Annotated in this window: 14 protein-coding genes; 2 read left to right on the top strand and 12 right to left on the bottom strand. The window is 64.8% G+C overall.

Features of this window, described 5'->3' with window-relative positions; translation table 11 throughout:
• Positions 1 to 65: 65 nt before the first annotated feature.
• The 6 genes from NKI41_RS07905 to NKI41_RS07930 are packed head-to-tail and all read right to left on the bottom strand — an operon-like array spanning position 66 to position 7,127.
• The gene (locus tag NKI41_RS07905) at positions 66 to 527 is read right to left on the bottom strand and encodes a MarR family winged helix-turn-helix transcriptional regulator (RefSeq protein ID WP_352540033.1); all 462 of its coding nucleotides are present in this window, start codon (positions 525 to 527) and stop codon (positions 66 to 68) included.
• On the bottom strand, positions 524 to 1,108 hold the full coding sequence (locus tag NKI41_RS07910) for an amino acid synthesis family protein (RefSeq protein ID WP_023676966.1): 585 nt from the start codon (positions 1,106 to 1,108) through the stop codon (positions 524 to 526). The genes NKI41_RS07905 and NKI41_RS07910 overlap by 4 nt, the downstream gene beginning before the upstream one ends.
• Positions 1,101 to 1,976 carry a UPF0280 family protein gene (locus tag NKI41_RS07915; RefSeq protein ID WP_352682301.1) on the bottom strand — a complete coding sequence of 292 codons (876 nt, stop codon included), beginning with the start codon at positions 1,974 to 1,976 and terminating at the stop codon, positions 1,101 to 1,103. Before NKI41_RS07915 ends, NKI41_RS07910 begins: the two co-directional genes overlap by 8 nt.
• The gene (locus NKI41_RS07920; RefSeq protein WP_352682303.1) at positions 1,973 to 3,517 is read right to left on the bottom strand and encodes a 6-hydroxynicotinate reductase; all 1,545 of its coding nucleotides are present in this window, start codon (positions 3,515 to 3,517) and stop codon (positions 1,973 to 1,975) included. Before NKI41_RS07920 ends, NKI41_RS07915 begins: the two co-directional genes overlap by 4 nt.
• On the bottom strand, positions 3,514 to 6,267 hold the full coding sequence (locus tag NKI41_RS07925; protein ID WP_352682306.1) for a molybdopterin-dependent oxidoreductase: 2,754 nt from the start codon (positions 6,265 to 6,267) through the stop codon (positions 3,514 to 3,516). Before NKI41_RS07925 ends, NKI41_RS07920 begins: the two co-directional genes overlap by 4 nt.
• Positions 6,267 to 7,127: an FAD binding domain-containing protein gene (locus tag NKI41_RS07930; RefSeq protein WP_352539932.1), complete on the bottom strand. Its 861-nt coding sequence runs from the start codon at positions 7,125 to 7,127 to the stop codon at positions 6,267 to 6,269. Before NKI41_RS07930 ends, NKI41_RS07925 begins: the two co-directional genes overlap by 1 nt.
• A 272-nt stretch (positions 7,128 to 7,399) precedes the next feature.
• On the opposite strand from NKI41_RS07930, the gene pncA reads away from it, so the two are divergent.
• Both pncA and NKI41_RS07940 read left to right on the top strand, forming a co-directional pair.
• Positions 7,400 to 7,999, top strand: coding sequence for a bifunctional nicotinamidase/pyrazinamidase (pncA, locus tag NKI41_RS07935; RefSeq protein WP_352682308.1), 600 nt, complete (start codon positions 7,400 to 7,402; stop codon positions 7,997 to 7,999).
• 40 nt (positions 8,000 to 8,039) lie between these two features.
• Positions 8,040 to 9,467 (top strand): sodium:proton antiporter, encoded by a 1,428-nt coding sequence (locus tag NKI41_RS07940; RefSeq protein ID WP_352539931.1) that lies wholly within the window; start codon positions 8,040 to 8,042, stop codon positions 9,465 to 9,467.
• Here the strand turns inward: NKI41_RS07940 and NKI41_RS07945 are convergent, their stop codons facing one another.
• From NKI41_RS07945 to NKI41_RS07970, 6 genes are all read right to left on the bottom strand, one after another.
• Entirely contained in the window at positions 9,468 to 10,187 is a 720-nt protein-coding gene (locus NKI41_RS07945; RefSeq protein WP_352472376.1) for an ABC transporter ATP-binding protein, read from the bottom strand.
• Positions 10,180 to 10,908 (bottom strand): ABC transporter ATP-binding protein, encoded by a 729-nt coding sequence (locus tag NKI41_RS07950; RefSeq protein ID WP_352682310.1) that lies wholly within the window; start codon positions 10,906 to 10,908, stop codon positions 10,180 to 10,182. Before NKI41_RS07950 ends, NKI41_RS07945 begins: the two co-directional genes overlap by 8 nt.
• Positions 10,905 to 11,867, bottom strand: a complete 963-nt coding sequence (locus NKI41_RS07955; protein ID WP_352682312.1) for a branched-chain amino acid ABC transporter permease — start codon at positions 11,865 to 11,867, stop codon at positions 10,905 to 10,907. Before NKI41_RS07955 ends, NKI41_RS07950 begins: the two co-directional genes overlap by 4 nt.
• Positions 11,864 to 12,745 carry a branched-chain amino acid ABC transporter permease gene (locus NKI41_RS07960; RefSeq protein WP_352682315.1) on the bottom strand — a complete coding sequence of 294 codons (882 nt, stop codon included), beginning with the start codon at positions 12,743 to 12,745 and terminating at the stop codon, positions 11,864 to 11,866. The genes NKI41_RS07955 and NKI41_RS07960 overlap by 4 nt, the downstream gene beginning before the upstream one ends.
• Positions 12,746 to 12,831: 86 nt before the next feature.
• Positions 12,832 to 14,136, bottom strand: coding sequence for an ABC transporter substrate-binding protein (locus NKI41_RS07965; RefSeq protein WP_352682317.1), 1,305 nt, complete (start codon positions 14,134 to 14,136; stop codon positions 12,832 to 12,834).
• Between the two features lie 162 nt (positions 14,137 to 14,298).
• On the bottom strand, positions 14,299 to 15,738 hold the full coding sequence (locus NKI41_RS07970; protein ID WP_352682422.1) for a hypothetical protein: 1,440 nt from the start codon (positions 15,736 to 15,738) through the stop codon (positions 14,299 to 14,301).
• Between the last annotated feature and the right edge of the window lie 104 nt (positions 15,739 to 15,842).

The following is a 15,842-nucleotide window of genomic DNA, read 5'->3' on the forward strand; positions in this document are numbered from 1 at the left end:
GAGGCTTTCCTGCCGGGCGTTCAGCGCCCGGCAGGAACAACAACCAAACGCCGGCAGGCAGCAGATTAAGCCAGCTTGGCCAGCAGCTTCATGAAAATGGCCGCTTCCTTGGCGGAAAGCGGCGCCAGCGTTTCCTGCGTAATCTCACGGGCAAGCGGAATCAGCCGCTCGATCGCGTCGCGCCCCTCGGCGGTCAGATTGACCTGCAGGCGCCGTTTGTCGACTTCGTGTTTGCTAAGTTCGACAAAGCCACGCGCTTTCAGCCGGTCGATGACGCCCTTCACGGTCGCCGCATCCATGGCGATCAGGCTGCCAAGCTGGTTCTGCGAGGTCTCGCCGACGTCGCGCAATTTGGCCAAAGCGGCAAATTGCGGCGGCGTCAGATCGGCGATGTGTGCGGCGAAGATCGAGACATGGCGCTGATGCGCCTTGCGCAGGATGAAGCCGACCTGCTCCTGCAAGCGATAGTCGTTTTCGTCAGGCTCCTCGGCCTCGACCAGCTTGAGCAGATTGTCCTCGGCGCTCACCGCAGCCCATCCCATGCCTTAATGTCCTTGGCCGCCAGCCCACCCATGCGGTCGTGCACGCGCGGGCCGCAGGTCATGGCGAGGCAAAACAGGATCTCGTCGGGACGGGGGCCATCGCTGATGCCGATTTCCATGGCATCGAAATGGCTGCGCACATAGGCGGCGTTGATGTGGCCGAGCGGCACATCGAGCCGCGCCCCGAAGCCGCCGACCTTCTTCGCCGAGGGCACGATCGCCTTGGCGTCGCCGAGCCGTTCGCGCATGGCATAGCCGCCCGGCACATGCCACAGCGCGCCATGCTCCAGCTCGCCCGCCATGCCGACGATGGCGCCCTTGCCGTAACCGTCGATCTGTTTGACGTCGCCGCCCAATGCGGCAATAAGCCTGTCGGAGAGCAGCAGCCCGAGCGGCTTCAAATCCTCCATGGCGCTCTGCAGTTCCTCGACGTAACGGCCGGCGAACGGGTTCTTGACCACAGCCATGGCCGCCGCGCGGCGCCGCGGCACCTTCGCCACCGGCCCGCCTTCGTGAAAAATCTCTTCGGTCAGCACGGCGATCTTGCGGATCGGAAACTCAGGCATGAGCAATTTCCCTCTCTAAAACTTTATTGGCGAGCGCCATCGGACCTGCGATGCGCGCCTGACCGCCGAGGAAAAGCGCCGCGGCGGCAATCAGGCCGCGCCGCCGAAACTCCTCGGCAACGGCAAATCCGCCTTCCAGTGCAATATCGATTTCAGCGGCGGAAAGCAGCCCCACGCCCTGCGTCACCAAACGGTCGCCGAGGTCGCTGTCAGGTGCGAGATCGCGCGCCCGCACGCGCCTGACGGCCGGATGACCGGGCAGATCGACGGCGTTGGCGATCAAGGTCGCGGCGGCATCGGCTTCAGCACCCGTTCGCGCCAGCACCGTGACCGCGTCGGCGATGCCCAGCGAAAAGGAGCGGCCGCGCCAGCCGCTTGTCGCGACACCGCGGATCCCGTCTTCGGGGCGGATCGTGAGACGATCTGCCAACCCATGACCTGTCCCGGCAATGACAAGCGTCATCGACTGGCCGTGGCCGAGATAGATCGCGCTGTCGCCGCCATTGTTGACATAGGCGCGCTCGAGCCGGCGGCCGGCAAGCAGCGCGCCAAGCACTTCGTCGGCTACCGAGCCGGCGACAGCCGCCATCGGTGTGATGAATTGTTTCGCTAGCGGAACGACCGCCGCTTCCATGCGGCGCGCCGTCGGGCCAGCGAAAGCACGTGGCCGCGAGGCGGCCGGGCGCCGCAGTTCGGGCAACTCTTCGACCAGTTCGGGCAGGATTGTCTGGAAGCGCGCCACTGCCTGGCGATGTGCGGCGCTGCATTCACTCGCCTCGCCGAATGCCTCGACGATCAGGTCGATCGGCCCATGATTGAGGTGAAGCCTCCGGCCGTCCTCGAGCCAATGCGCCTGCGGGCCGTTCATCGCCCGGCCCCGTTTGCGGTCGCGCGACGCAACTGCGCCAGCGGCGGCCAGGGATTGTCACGGGGTGCGGCCGTGCCGCGGCGCGGATTGAGATATTCGCCGCCCTTGGCCAGGATATCGTCGACGCTGCGGATTTCGGCTTCGTAGCCGCCAAGTCTGACATAATCGTCGCGGCGCATGGTGAACTCGATCGGCGCCACCAGCGCCGGCGTCGGCACATAGCCGAAGGCGCCTTCCGGGACGCGGGTGACGTCGACCATCAGCGTGATGCCGCCGCCCGGCCAGACATAGACCGGCGCGCCGCCGACCGTCACGTAGGTCGTCAAGCCCTGCACCGAGCGGGTCAGATTGACCGGGTTCTCGGTGACGCCGGCGCGCAGCGAGCCGCCGGCGCCGCCGACGAAAAGCACGGTGCAGAGCGCCGGCTCGCAATTGTCCTCGATCAGTTCGACCGACTTCCGCAGCCGCTCCGGGAACGGTTTCTGGACCGGCTTCAATTCGTCGTCGAGCTCGTAATAGGCGAATTGCTCACCGGTGGTCGAGACCATCAGCAGCGACATGCCGGGGCGCGCACCCTTTTTGGCGTTCCATTCACCAAGGATCGACAGCGGGTCGGAAATGCTGGTGCCGCCCCAGCCGAGCCCGGGCTCCGACACCTTGAAATAACGGCCCGGCGTCGAACGGCGGCCGATGATCTTGATGCCGGTATCCTGCCAGCCAAGCACCTTGCCGGCCTGATGCTCGGAGACGACGCCGGTGATGTGGTCATCGACCACCACCACCTCGTCGACAAGGCCGCGCCATTGGGTCGCGAACATGCCTATGGTAGCCGAACCGCAGCCGACGCGCATGCGCTGCTCAAGCTTGCCGTCGATGACCGGCGGCTTGCCGGCTTCGACGATGACGGTGGCGCCGCCGTCGATGACGAGTTCAACCGGTTTGCGGTTGCACAGGGCGAGCATGGCGTCGCAGGTGGCGCGCCCTTCAGCCTTCGAGCCGCCGGTCAGATGATGTACGCCGCCCAGCGACAGCATCTGCGAGCCGTATTCGCCGGTCGTGACATGGCCGATCGCCTCGCCTTGAGCACGGACCGTAGCCGTTTCGGGGCCGATATGACGGTCGGTGTCGATCTTCACCTTGACGCCGCAATAGGAGAAGATGCCCTCGGTGACGACGGTGACCAGATCGACGCCCTCGACCTCCTGGCTGACGATGAAGGGCGCCGGCTTGTAATCGGGATAGGTGGTGCCGGCGCCGATGGCGGTGACGAAGCGGCGGCCGGTGTTGACCAGTTCGCCGTCCCATGCCTCGCCTTCTTCGGCAAAGGGTACGATTGCGGCGCCGGTCTCGGCCGCGTGGTCGAGGATGGTCAGTGGATCCATCCGCACGATCCTGCCGCCAACATTGCCGTAGCGATCGCAGGCGCCGGTGCGGCCATCGGCGATGTAGCACATGACTGGACAGGCATCGCAGCGGATCTTCTCGGCCACCAGCTTCTCGCCGGGATCGTGGGTCTCGAAGCGTTCGGCAAGCTCGCTCATCGGCGCGCCTCCTTGTCGAGGATGGCGGCGCGGATGCGGGTCGGCGTCGCCGGAATTTTGGTGACCAGCACACCGGTGGCGTGGCGGATGGCGTTGAGGATCGCCGGCGCCGTCGGGATCAGCACATGCTCGCCCAAACCCTTGGCGCCGAAGGGTCCTTCCGGATCCGGAACTTCTATCAGGATGGTCTCGATCGGTGGCACGTCGCCGATCGTCGGGATCAGATAGTCGTGCAGGTTTTCGGTGCGGCCGGGGATGAATTCCTCCATCAGCGCCATGCCGATGCCCTGGGCGATGCCACCCTCGATCTGGCCCTCTGCCAGTAAAGGGTTGATGGCCTTGCCGACATCGTGAGCGGCGGTGATTTTTATAAGCTTCACGGTGCCGAGCCTGAGGTCGACCTCCAGTTCGGCGATCTGCGCGCCATAGCCATAGACGGCATAAGGCTTGCCCTGGCCCTTGGCATCGAGCGGCAGCGTCGGCGGGTCGTAGCTTTCCTCGGCGCGAAAGACAAAGCCTTCGGGGTCTGCCTTCAGCGAGGAAAGATCGACGCGGCGGGTCGCTTCGCCTTCCCTGATGCTCAGGCTTGTGCCGTCCAGCGCAATCGCCGCCTTTTCCGAGACATTGGCGAAACGCAAGATCTCCTCGCGCAAGGCGCGGCCGGCCTTTTCGGCGGCCTTGCCGGTGACGAAGGTCTGGCGCGAGGCCGAGGTCTTGCCGGCGTCGGGGGTGATCGCCGTGTCGGCGCCTTTCAGCATGAATTTTTCAAGCGGAAGACCCAACGCATCGGCGCAGATCTGCGCGATGACGGTGTTCGAGCCTTGCCCGATATCGACCGCACCCTGATGCAGGACGACTGCGCCCGATGCCGAGATGCCGACCTTGATGGTCGACGGATTGGGCAGCGAGGTGTTGCCGCAGCCGTACCAGCAAGAAGCGATGCCGACGCCGCGTTTTTTGATGCTGCTACCGGCATTGAACGCTTCGGCATCGCGAACGGCACGCTGCCAATGTGAACGGAGGGGCTCGAGGCAGTCGGCGATGCCGACGCCCGACTCGAGCCGCTGCCCGGTGACTGTTTCGGATCCGTTCCGAAGGCAGTTCTTCAGGCGAAAGTCGAGCCGATCCATGCCGAGCTTGTCGGCCAGGTCGTCATAGAGGGTCTCCTGCATGATCGTCGCCTGCGGCACGCCGAAACCGCGAAAGGCGCCGGCAATCGGGCCATTGGTGTGGATGGCGCGGCCTTCGGCACGATAGTTCGGCGTCGCATAGGGGCCGGAGGCGTGCACCGGCACGCGGTTGGCGACCGTCGGCCCCCAGCTGGCATAGGCGCCGGTGTTGAAATCGCCGGCGAAGACCATGCCGGTGACGCGGCCGTCGGCATCGGCGCCGATGCTCGCTCTCATCAGAGCCGGATGGCGCTTGGTGGTCGAGATCATCGATTCGGTGCGGCTGTAGGCGAGCGCCGCCGGCCGGCCGGTTTTCATGGCGACGAGGCCGATGAGCGGTTGCAGCGAGACGTCGAGTTTGGAGCCGAAGCCGCCGCCGGTGGCGGTCGGCACGATGCGCACCTTTTCCGGGGCAAGGCCGAGCACTTTTGCCGTGTCGTCGCGGTCCATGTAGGGCGCCTGCGTGCAGGCGACGACGACCAGCGTGTCGCCGTCCATGAAGGCATAGCCGGCTTCCGGTTCGATATAGGCGTGCTCGACATAGGAGGTGTCGATGGCGCCGGAAACGACGAAAGCCGCACCGGCAAGCGCGGCTTCCGGGTCGCCACGCTCGACGAAGCCGGAGGTGAGCAGGTTCGAGGGCCGGTTTTCATGGACCAGTTGCGCACCGCCGGCCTGCGCTTCGCCAGTTTCCAGAAAATGCGGCAACTCTGTCCAACTGACAGGAAAATCGGCAAGGTCGAGATCGAGGATAGCCTCGCGTTCGCCGGCAACCAGCGCCACCGCCTCACCGCGAAAGCGCGAAACCCCTTCGGCCAGCGCCGGCTGGTCGGCGAAGGGCGCGATGACGCCGAAACAATTCTTTCCCGGAATGTCGGCGGCGGTGAAGACGCCGGCAATGCCGGGACGGGATTTCACCCAGCTGCCGAGATCGCCGAAGCTGAAGGCGGCATGATAGTGCGGTGAGCGGACCACCAGCACCGACAGCGCATCGGCGGGGAAGGAATCGCCGCCGAATTTTTCGCCGCCAGTGACTTTCGGTAGGCCATCGAGGCGGATCGGCGAGGAGCCGACGGCATGGCCAGAGGATGGCATGCGCTGATCGGGGCCGTCGGCGTGGCGCCAAGCATCCATCACCGCGGCGACGATCTTGCGGTAGCCGGTACAGCGGCAGAGCACGCCGCCCAGTGCATCCTGCGTTTCGGCCTCGCTCGGGCAAGGCGTCCTGTCCAGGAGTGCCGTTGCCGCGACCAGCAGGCCGGGCGTGCAGGCGCCGCATTGCGCTGCGCCATGGCTGAGGAACGAAGCCTGCAGCGCCGACAACCGGCCATTGGCGAGGCCTTCGACTGTCGTCACCACGGTGCCGGAGGCGGAAGCCGCGGGCATCAAGCAGGCGCAGACCGGCTCGCCGTCGACCAGCACCGTGCAGGCGCCGCAATCGCCGGCATCACAGCCGATCTTGGTGCCGGTCAGCCGCAACTCGTCGCGCAGCACCGCGGACAGCCGCCGCACCGGCGGCACACAAACGCTGACGGCGGCGCCGTTGACTTCGAAGGCGATGTCGGCGCGCTCCATGCCCATCAGGCCGCCGCCCTTTCGTCGGGAACAGCGCCCATCGCACCAAGCACGGCGCGGGCGACGATCTCGCGCGCAGCGTCCAGCCGATATTCGGCGCTGCCGCGCACGTCGCCGATCGGCGACAGCTCGTCCATCGGTGCGGATTGGATCGCAGTGGCCAGCGCGTGGCCGACGGGCCGGCCGCGTAGCGCCGCCTCGACACCCGCCAGGCGCCTGGCGACAACCGAGCAGGAACCGACGGCGACGGCCGCGTTCCTGACCATACCATCTTCGACGGCCAGGCGTGCGGCGGCCATGGCGATGGAGATGACGAGATAACGCCGCGCGCCGAGTTTCACGAAGGCGGAGCTGCCGGCGGTCGCGGGTTTGGGAATGCGGATTGCCGTGACCATTTCGCCGGGCTGCAGTGCGGTGCGACGGTTGCCGAGGATGAATTCTGCAAGGGGCAGATGCCGGGTCGCCACAGCGGAACGCAGTTCGACTTCGGCATCGAGCACCAGCAGCGCCGGCACGCCGTCGGCGGCCGGCGAGGCGTTGCAGAGATTGCCGGCAATCGAGGCAACGTTCTGGATCTGCACCGAGCCGACTTCCCGCGCCGCCTGCTTCAGCGCGTCGAAAGCCGCCGGAAGAGGATGGCGGACGAGATCGGTCCAGGTGGTGCGCGCGCCGACGAGCCAATGGTTTTCGGCTTCGGCAATGCCGCGCAATGCCACCAGGCCATTGATATCGAGGACATTGTCGCGGAAAGGCTTGCTGCCCTGTGCCGGATAGAAGTCGGTGCCGCCGGCGAGGATGCGCCATTGCCCTTCGCCCAGCAAAGCGAGGGCGTCGTCGACCGTGGTGGGTTTTGCGTAACGGATCACGCTTTGCCTTCCCAGAATGGGCTTCCCGAGAGGGGATCCTGCCGAAAGATTTTCCCGAGCATTCAAGGCAGGAAATTCATTCGTATGCAAATGATATCAAGCCGGCAGGAATTGTCAAAGCCAGAGTTTGCACGGCTGTTGGCCCCGGTGCACCCGGAACGCATTTGTTATGCCATGAGAGGTTGACGCAGCCGGCCATCTGGTCAAGTTTCTGCGTCCGGTCGCGTTTTCATTGGAGCCTAAGCTCAAGACCAAGAAAATAAGGAGGCTCCATGGCCGACGAAGCGCTTGTCGTTATCGACCTGCAGAACGATTTCTGCCCGGGTGGCGCCCTTGAAGTGGCCGGTGGCGACGAAATCGTGCCGTTGGTCAATGACCTAATCCGGCGGACCGAGCACGTCCTGCTGACGCAGGACTGGCACCCTGCCGGCCATTCGAGCTTTGCCTCCAGCCACCCCGGCAAGCACCCGTTCGAAACGATCGACGTGCCTTATGGCCACCAGACGCTGTGGCCGGATCACTGCATCCACGGCAGCCTGGGATCGGATTTCCATTCGGGCCTCGCCTGGAGCAAGGCCGAGTTGGTGATCCGCAAGGGGTTCCGTCCTGCGATCGACAGCTATTCCGCATTCTTCGAGAACGACCGGACGACGCCGACCGGCCTTGCCGGCTATCTCCGGGATCGGAACATCGAGACGCTGACCCTGGTCGGCCTGGCGACGGATTTCTGCGTCGCCTTTTCGGCGCTCGACGCGGTCAAGCTCGGTTTTGAGACGTCCGTGCGGCTCGACGCCTGCCGCGGCATCGATCTCAACGGCTCCGTGGAGAGGATGCTGGGCCGGATGCGCGATGCCGGCGTGACACTGATTTGAACGTCATCCAGCCGAACCTGACAGACTTGTGAGGGGCTTCATGCGGTTTGCGGCGTTGACGGCAAGTGCTGCACTTATTGCAGCAATCTTTTCTCCGAATGCGGTTCTCGCGGCCGAAGCGCACGAATTGCCGGGCGCCGCCATGTCGCTTTGGTGGGTGCTGCCGTTTGCCGGGCTATTGCTTTGCATCGCGACCGGCCCGCTGCTGTTCCATCATGCTTGGGAGCACCATTACGGCAAGATCGCTGCCTTCTGGGCAGCGTTGGTGATCGGGCCGCTGGCCATCGCCTTCGGCATCCCGTCCGCCACGCAGGCAGTGCTGCATGCGCTGCTCACCGAATACATGTCGTTCATCATCCTGCTGTTTGCGCTGTTCACCATTTCGGGCGGTATCTTCGTTGCCGGCAACATACACGGCACGCCGCTGGTCAATGCCGGGCTGTTGCTGGGAGGGGCGCTGCTTGCCTCGATCATTGGCACAACCGGCGCCTCGATGATCCTGATCCGGCCGCTCATCCGCGCCAACGACAACCGGCGCTTCAACGCCCATGTCGTCATCTTTTTCATCTTCCTGGTGTCCAACATCGGCGGGTCGCTAACGCCGCTGGGCGATCCGCCGCTGTTCGTCGGCTTTCTGCGCGGCGTCGATTTCTTCTGGACGACAGTTCACCTGCTGCCCGAGACGCTGTTCGTCGCCGGCGTGGTGCTGGCTGTTTTCCTGGCGATCGACATCATCATGCATCGCCGGGAGGAAGGCGCGCCGAAGATCAAGGATCCGACGCCCGACAGCAAGGTGCGCATTCGCGGCCTGGCCAACATCCCGCTGCTGGCCGGCGTAATCGCCGCGATCCTGATTTCCGCTGCCTGGAAGCCGGGAGTGAGTTTCTCATTTCAGGGTGTCAGCCTCGAGCTGCAGAATCTGGTGCGGGACGCCGCCATCCTGATACTGGCCTTCACTTCGCTTGTCGTCTCGCCGAAGGAGTTTCGCGGCGCAAACGCCTTCAACTGGGGGCCGATTGCCGAGGTGGCGAAGCTGTTCGCCAGCATCTTCATCTGCATCGTGCCGGTCGTCGCCATATTGCGGGCCGGGCTCGATGGCGCGCTGGCGCCGTTGGTACTGCTGGTCAGTTCGCCGACCGGCGCGCCGGACAACCTTGCCTATTTCTGGCTGACCGGAGCGCTGTCGTCCTTCCTCGACAATGCGCCGACGTATCTGGTGTTCTTCGAGCTGGCTGGCGGCGATGCGCAGCATCTGATGACCGAGCTCGCCTCGACGCTGGCGGCGATCTCGGCAGGCGCGGTGTTCATGGGCGCCAACACCTATGTCGGCAATGCGCCGAATTTCATGGTCTATGCCATTGCCAGGCATCGCGGCATCAAGATGCCGAGCTTCTTTGGCTATATGGCATGGTCGGGCGCGGTGCTGATCCCGACATTCCTGCTTGCCGGCTTGCTGTTCTTTGCCTGATCATCCGACGCCGACATAGCGACGGACCGCGGAGGGATCGGAACGCAGTTCCTCGACATCGACCGTCTCGCGGTTGCGGCCGTTTTCGATGAAACAAACGCGGTCTGCGACCGACAGCACGGCATCGACGCGCTGCTCGACAAGAATTGTCGACACGCCAAGCGCACGCAGCTTCGACACGGTTTCGCGGATCTTGGCGATCATCGACGGCATCAGCCCTTCGGTCGGCTCGTCGAGCAGGAGCACCTGCGGTTCCAGACACAGGGCGCGGGCCATGGCCAGCATCTGCTGCTCGCCGCCGGATAGCGTGCCCGAACGCTGCCTGAGGCGCTGGCGCAACAGCGGGAAGAGATCGAGCACGTTCTCGCGCGTCGCCTTGCCCTTGTTGCGGGCCATCAGGCCGATCTCGATGTTTTCCGCCACCGTCATCTCGGCGAACAGCCGCCGGCCCTGCGGCACGTAGGCGACGCCGGCCTTGGGCACCTCGTGCGCCGGCAAGCCGCTCAATTCCCGCCCTTCGAGCCGAATCGACCCGGAGCTTACCGGCACCAGGCCCATGATTGCCTTCAGCGTCGTCGTCTTGCCGGCGCCGTTGCGGCCGAACAGGCAGAGCACTTCGCCCTCGTTCAAGACAAGATCGAGACCATAGAGCACCTGGACCTCGCCATAGAAGCAGTCGACCCCGGAGATCGTCAGTGCCTTGGACTGGGCCTCAGCCATGGGTCGTCCCCAGATAGGCGTCCTGCACCGCGGCATTGGCGCGGATCTGCTCGGGCGTGCCTTCAGCCAAGATCCTGCCGGCGTTGAAGACGGTGATGCGGTCGGCGAGCCGCATGACCACCGGCATGTTGTGCTCGATCAAAAGCACGGTGGCGCTATCGGCGATCTCGCGCACCAGCTCGATGAAATTGTCGATCTCGCTGTCGGCAAGCCCTTGCGTCGGTTCGTCGAGGATCAGCAGCCGCGGCTTCAGTGCCAGTCCCATTGCCACTTCCAGCAACCGCTGGTGACCGTAGGACAATTGCCCGGCAGGCATTTGCGCCCGGTCGGCAAGGCCGGTGCGCTCGAGAGCCGCCATGACGCCGGTGTGAACCGCGCCCTTCGAGCGGCCGTCGGTCAGCGTGCGCTGCACCGGCAGGGCAACATTGTCGTAGGCGCTGAGATTGGCAAAGACGCTGGTGATCTGGAACGTATAGGCGATGCCGAGGCGAACCCGGGCGTAGGCAGGCAGGCTGGTGATGTCGGCGCCGTCGAAGACGATCATGCCCGACGAGGACTGGATGCGGCCGCTGACCAGGCTGACGAAGGTGGTCTTGCCGGCACCGTTGGGGCCGATAATGGCGCGAATCTCGCCCGGTATCAGCGCGAAGTCGACGCCGTCGACGGCACGCAAGCCGCCGAAACTGCGCGACAGGCCTTTGGTGGTGAGCAGCGGCATCATGGCAACCACCCGAGCCAGCGCTGGCGGATGCTGCCGAGAATGCCTCTCGGGAAGAACAGCACCAGCAGGATGAGCGCTATGCCGACGACCAGCAGATAGGCCGAGGTGTAGCCGCTGGCGACGTCGATGACATAATACATGAACAGCGTGCCGATCAGCGGACCGAGCGTGGTGGCGGCACCGCCCAGCAGCCCCCAGAGCAGCGGCAGGATGGAGTATTGCACCGAGGCGAAGCTCGAGCCGACATAGCCGAACAGCAGCGCATAGGCCGCGCCGGAAGCCGCGCAGATGCTGCCGGAGATGACGACGGCGGCGAGCTTGCTGGAGAACGTGTCGTAGCCAAGCATCTTGGTCCGCTCCTCGTTCTCGCGGATGGCGACCAGCACGCGACCGTAGCCGGAGCGGACTATCGCCAGGCTTATGAGCAGCACGATCGAGAACAGTGCCAGCGCGCTCATATAGCGCACGGTCGGGTTGGTGAGGTCGAGTGACGTGCTGCCCAGGACAAGGACACGCATCGGCTGCGGCACGACCATGCCCTGGTCGCCACCGGTCCAGGCAGCGAAATAAAGAATGACGAGATAAAATACCTGAGCGAACATCATGGTGACGATCATGAAGGCGACGCCGGAGGTGCGCAGCGCCAGCAGCCCGATCACCAGCGCGAGAAGCGCGCCGTAGGCAAGCCCGGCTGCGAAGGCGGCCGGTACGCTCCAGCCGAGATGGATGACGGCAAGGCCGGCGCCATAGAGCCCGGCTGAAAAGAACATGGCATGGCCGAGGCTGAGCAGCCCGACATAGCCGAACAGCAGATTGTAGCCCATGGCGAAGACCGCCAGCACCATGATGCGGGCGAGCAGGCCGTGATGGTATTCCGGCAGGACGAAGCTAAGCCCGAAAAGCAGGGCGATGACGCCGAGGTGCAGCGCATATGGCTTTGCCGGCGAAGCATCCTTCATCGCGATGTCGTCCCGAATAGGCCCTGCGGCCGGAACACCAGCACCATGGCGACGAGCAAGGTGGCGATGATCTTGGCCAGCGTCGGTGAGAAGAACACCGAGATGATGCCGTCGGAAAGGCCGATCAGCACCGCGGCGACGACCGTGCCGCGCAGCGAGCCGAGGCCGCCGATGATGACGACGATGAACGACAGCAACAGCGGGTCCTGTCCCATCAGATAGTGGGCCTGGCTGATCGGCACGATCAGCACCGCGGCGACAGCAGCCAGCATGGCGCCGAGCGCGAAAACACTGGCATAGACTCTGGTCACCGGAATGCCGAAGGCCTGCGCCGTCTCGCTGTCATATTGCGTGGCGCGCATGACGAGGCCGATTTTCGTGCGCGTCAGCACCAGCCAGGTCGCGACCAGCAGCAGCGCCGACGCGGCGATGATCGACAGCTTGTAGCCGGAATAGCCGAACCACGGCAGGAGGATGCGGTAGCTGAACGGCGGCTCCACCGGCCGCGCCTCCGGGCCGTAGAAGGTCAGTGCCAGTTGCTGGATGATGTAGAGCATGCCGATGGTGGCGACGATGGTGGCTTCCGGATTGTAGTTGAGCCGGCGCAGCACCAGCCGTTCGGCGAGCAGCGCGATCAGGCCGACGATCAGCGGCGCCAGCACCAGGGCGGCCAGGAAGCCGAGCGCCGGATGGCCGGATATCGCCGTTGAGATCGCCCAGGCAAGCACCGCGCCCAGCATGAAGAACTCGCCATGCGCGACATTGACGACGCGCATGACGCCGAACACCAGCGACAGCCCAAGCGCCGTCAGCGCCAGCACGGCGGAGGTGACGAGGCCTTCGAGGGCGGCGAGGAGCAGGTGAGGTCCGAAGTGCATCGCCTAAGCACCGGCGGATGCGCGAAGCACCCCCCTCTGGCCAGAGGGGGGTATCTTGGCGCTCACGCTTGCTGCAGCAGCCAAGCTCACAGCGTCTGCGTCGTGTAATCCCCCTCAGGCTCGTAGAGGCCGTCCTCGATCTTGGTCTTGTGGACGACATTCAGCCGGCCGCCTTCGACCTTGGAGATGTTCTGGATGCCAAAGCACTGGTGGATCTTGCCGTTGAAGGTTTTCGGCCCCTGCGGGTGCTCCGGCCCCTCGGCGAACTCGGTCAACGCCTCGGTCGCCTCGACCAGCTTGGCGCGGTCTTCCGGGCCCTTATAGCCGGCATCCTCCATCGCCTTCTTGACGACGTAGAGCGTTTCCCAGCAGCCGAACATGTGCGCGGCGGTGGAGACGTCCTTGGGATCGCCGACGGCGGCACCATTGTCGTCGATGCCGACGGCGGCGCGGTAGGCCTTCTGTGCAGGGGAATCGTCGGGCTGCGCGTAGCGCGGCGAGCCTTCCCAGAAATGGCTGCCGTCGAGGAATTCGAGGCCGGGGCTGTTGATGTCGGTAGCTTCGAGCGAATCGATGAAGCCGAACAATTGCGGCCGATTGGAGCCGTAGAACTCGCCGAGCTCCTTGACGAAGGTGAGCACCGCCGGGCCGACCATGACGTGGTAGATCACCTCGGTCTCCGCGGGGATCTGCGGAAGATATTTGGTGAAAGAGGATTCCGTCGGCGGTATCGCGATCTGGGCGATAACCTCGGCGCCTTGCGCCTTCAGCGCCGGCGGCAAGTAGTCGCGATGGTCGTAGCCGAAGGCGAAATCGGGGAATATCTGCGTCACCTTCTTGCCGGCATTGGCGGCAATCCACGGCGCCATCGACTGGATCTGGCTCTTCACATCGGTGATGCCGGGCTGGAAGACGTAGCGGTTCAATTTGGTCGAGGCGACGTGGTGGCCTTCGCTGACAACGAAATAGGGCATCTTGGCCTCGCCGGCGGCCGGCGCCGAGCCGATGACGACATGCGAAAACAGCGTGCCGTAGACGATATCGGTCTTGTGCTGAGAGGCGAACTTGCCGACGACTTCGGCGCCCCGGCCGGGATCGGTGCCGTCATCCTCGATGATCACCTCGACGGGTCGGCCGTTGATGCCGCCGGCATCGTTGATCGCCTTGACGGCAGCCGCTGTGGTCTTCTCGTACCAGCGGCCATAGGCGGCGCCGATGCCGGTGCGGTGCGACTGGAAGCCGATCTTGATCGGCGCCGAGCTCTGCGCCTGGCTGTAACGCACGAAACCCGGCGCGACGGCAAGACCGGCGCCGGCGGCAAGGCCCTTCAGCGCCGTGCGGCGGGTGAGAGCGGATCTGGAGAGATCGAAAAACCCATTCTTGTCAGTCACGGCAGTTCCCCTTGTTTTTGAGCTTTGACCAATGGCTGTAGCAGGCAGGCCACTCTTGTTAAGAGGGGCGAAAATTGCATGTGTACAAACTAAATCACCAAAGCTCTGACGTGGCAAGCGAGCTTTCCCCAAGGTTCGATTGACGGCCATCGCACACCTCGTTCATCCGGCGCTCGGCGTCGCAAGCAGCCATAAGCCGAGGACGGTGTAGGCGATCATCAGCACGGTGAGCGGGAACTGGCTGAGCGCGGCGCGAGCCGGAATGGCGTGCAGCCGCCAGGCCAAGCCATGGGCGACAAGCACAGCAAGCATGTGGCCGCCAATGATGACGCCGGCCTGGAGGTTCCACAGCCACCACGCCGAGCCGGCGCCGGCGACAACGCCGGCTTCAATTGACATGCCTGCGGTACCGAACAGGTTCCAGCCAAACGCAAACGGGTCGGAGAGAGCGGCAATTGCATATTGGCCGTCGACCAGCAGCGCCGTCAGATAATGCGCGAAGTGGTAGGCGAGCGCGATCGGTACGATCGACCAGGCCAAAAGCCCGGCGGCGTGACCGAGCGAATGGTTGCTGCCGGCAAGGTGCTGGCCAAGAAAGACGGCTAGCGCGAACACGGCCGCAAGCACGGCAAAGCTCAGCACAAGACCGAAACTGCCGATGCCGATCAAAGCGGTGCGTCCAGGAAACTCCAGCGGATTGATGCCGAACCAGCCTAGCCAGAAGAAGGTTTTCGACAGGCCGTCGAAGGACACAGACGACAGCGCAAGCAGCAGGAAAGCGACGCCGCTGAGCGGTAGCGGCGCGCCACCGAGCAGCTTGGCACCCGGCCAGCAGAGTTTGAGCCGGCCGTCTTCGTTGCGCTCGATGATGGCGAAGTGCGCTACCATGGAAAAGAACACCGTCAGGAACTCACCGCGCAGGCTCCAGTCGCGGTATCCGACGACCTGCATAGCGGCAAAGGTCAGCAGCCAATAGGCGCCGGCGGCCCAGGCCAGCCGCGCCGGATCGTCTGGCGCAGGGTCGATCAGCTCGAACCAGGCGAAGGCGAAGAACAGCAGGAAAGCCGGCCAATAGCCGAGCCGTTGGGGGAGCAGATTCGGCTGCGTTCTGCCGGACAGGCGCGAGGCGACGCGGCCTGGCCCGTACCAGGGGTTGAGCCACGACCAGAGATCGCCGGCGAGCCCCTGCAACAGAGCCAGGCCAACCCAGAGCAGCGTCCACACGGTCAGCGGCAGCGGATTGGAAAGCGGATCGCGGCTGCCGAATAGGCCGGCGGCAATCAGAATTGCAAAGCCGGCAAAGGATACCAGGCTGACGGCAGTCCGCGCGCCGTCGCCGAAGGTAAAGAGCGGCAGGCGTTTGCGCCAGAAGCGGTCGAGGGAGTCCGGCGGCAGTAGAGCCAGAACAAGGAAGCTGGCGGCAACCGCGAGCGCGCCACCGACGACGTAGTAGCCGGTGGGAAGCAGCAGGACATGGCCGCGGTCGGAGGCGTGGGCGAAGGCGGGCGTGGATGGGAATGCCAAGGAAGCGACGAGGCCGGGAAAGGGCCTGATTGCCGAAATGCAGCGCTCTACAGCGCCCCCCTCTGTCCTGCCGGACATCTCAAGCGGGGAGATCGGCGGTTCCGCCGTCGGCTCTCCTTCTGCAACTTCAGCAATTGGCGAAAGCAGCAATGAGGGCGCAATCTCCCCCCTCGCGGGGGAGA

This window comes from Mesorhizobium sp. M0601 (genome assembly GCF_040320845.1).
Classification (GTDB): domain Bacteria; phylum Pseudomonadota; class Alphaproteobacteria; order Rhizobiales; family Rhizobiaceae; genus Mesorhizobium.

Coding starts and splice junctions, on each gene's coding strand:
- NKI41_RS07910 (WP_023676966.1), bottom strand. CDS start 1,108: ATGCCTGAGTTTCCGATCCGCAAGATCGCCGTGCTGACCGAAGAGATT.
- NKI41_RS07915 (WP_352682301.1), bottom strand. CDS start 1,976: ATGAACGGCCCGCAGGCGCATTGGCTCGAGGACGGCCGGAGGCTTCAC.
- NKI41_RS07920 (WP_352682303.1), bottom strand. CDS start 3,517: ATGAGCGAGCTTGCCGAACGCTTCGAGACCCACGATCCCGGCGAGAAG.
- NKI41_RS07925 (WP_352682306.1), bottom strand. CDS start 6,267: ATGGGCATGGAGCGCGCCGACATCGCCTTCGAAGTCAACGGCGCCGCC.
- pncA (WP_352682308.1), top strand. CDS start 7,400: ATGGCCGACGAAGCGCTTGTCGTTATCGACCTGCAGAACGATTTCTGC.
- NKI41_RS07940 (WP_352539931.1), top strand. CDS start 8,040: ATGCGGTTTGCGGCGTTGACGGCAAGTGCTGCACTTATTGCAGCAATC.
- NKI41_RS07945 (WP_352472376.1), bottom strand. CDS start 10,187: ATGGCTGAGGCCCAGTCCAAGGCACTGACGATCTCCGGGGTCGACTGC.
- NKI41_RS07950 (WP_352682310.1), bottom strand. CDS start 10,908: ATGATGCCGCTGCTCACCACCAAAGGCCTGTCGCGCAGTTTCGGCGGC.
- NKI41_RS07955 (WP_352682312.1), bottom strand. CDS start 11,867: ATGAAGGATGCTTCGCCGGCAAAGCCATATGCGCTGCACCTCGGCGTC.
- NKI41_RS07960 (WP_352682315.1), bottom strand. CDS start 12,745: ATGCACTTCGGACCTCACCTGCTCCTCGCCGCCCTCGAAGGCCTCGTC.
- NKI41_RS07970 (WP_352682422.1), bottom strand. CDS start 15,738: ATGTCCGGCAGGACAGAGGGGGGCGCTGTAGAGCGCTGCATTTCGGCA.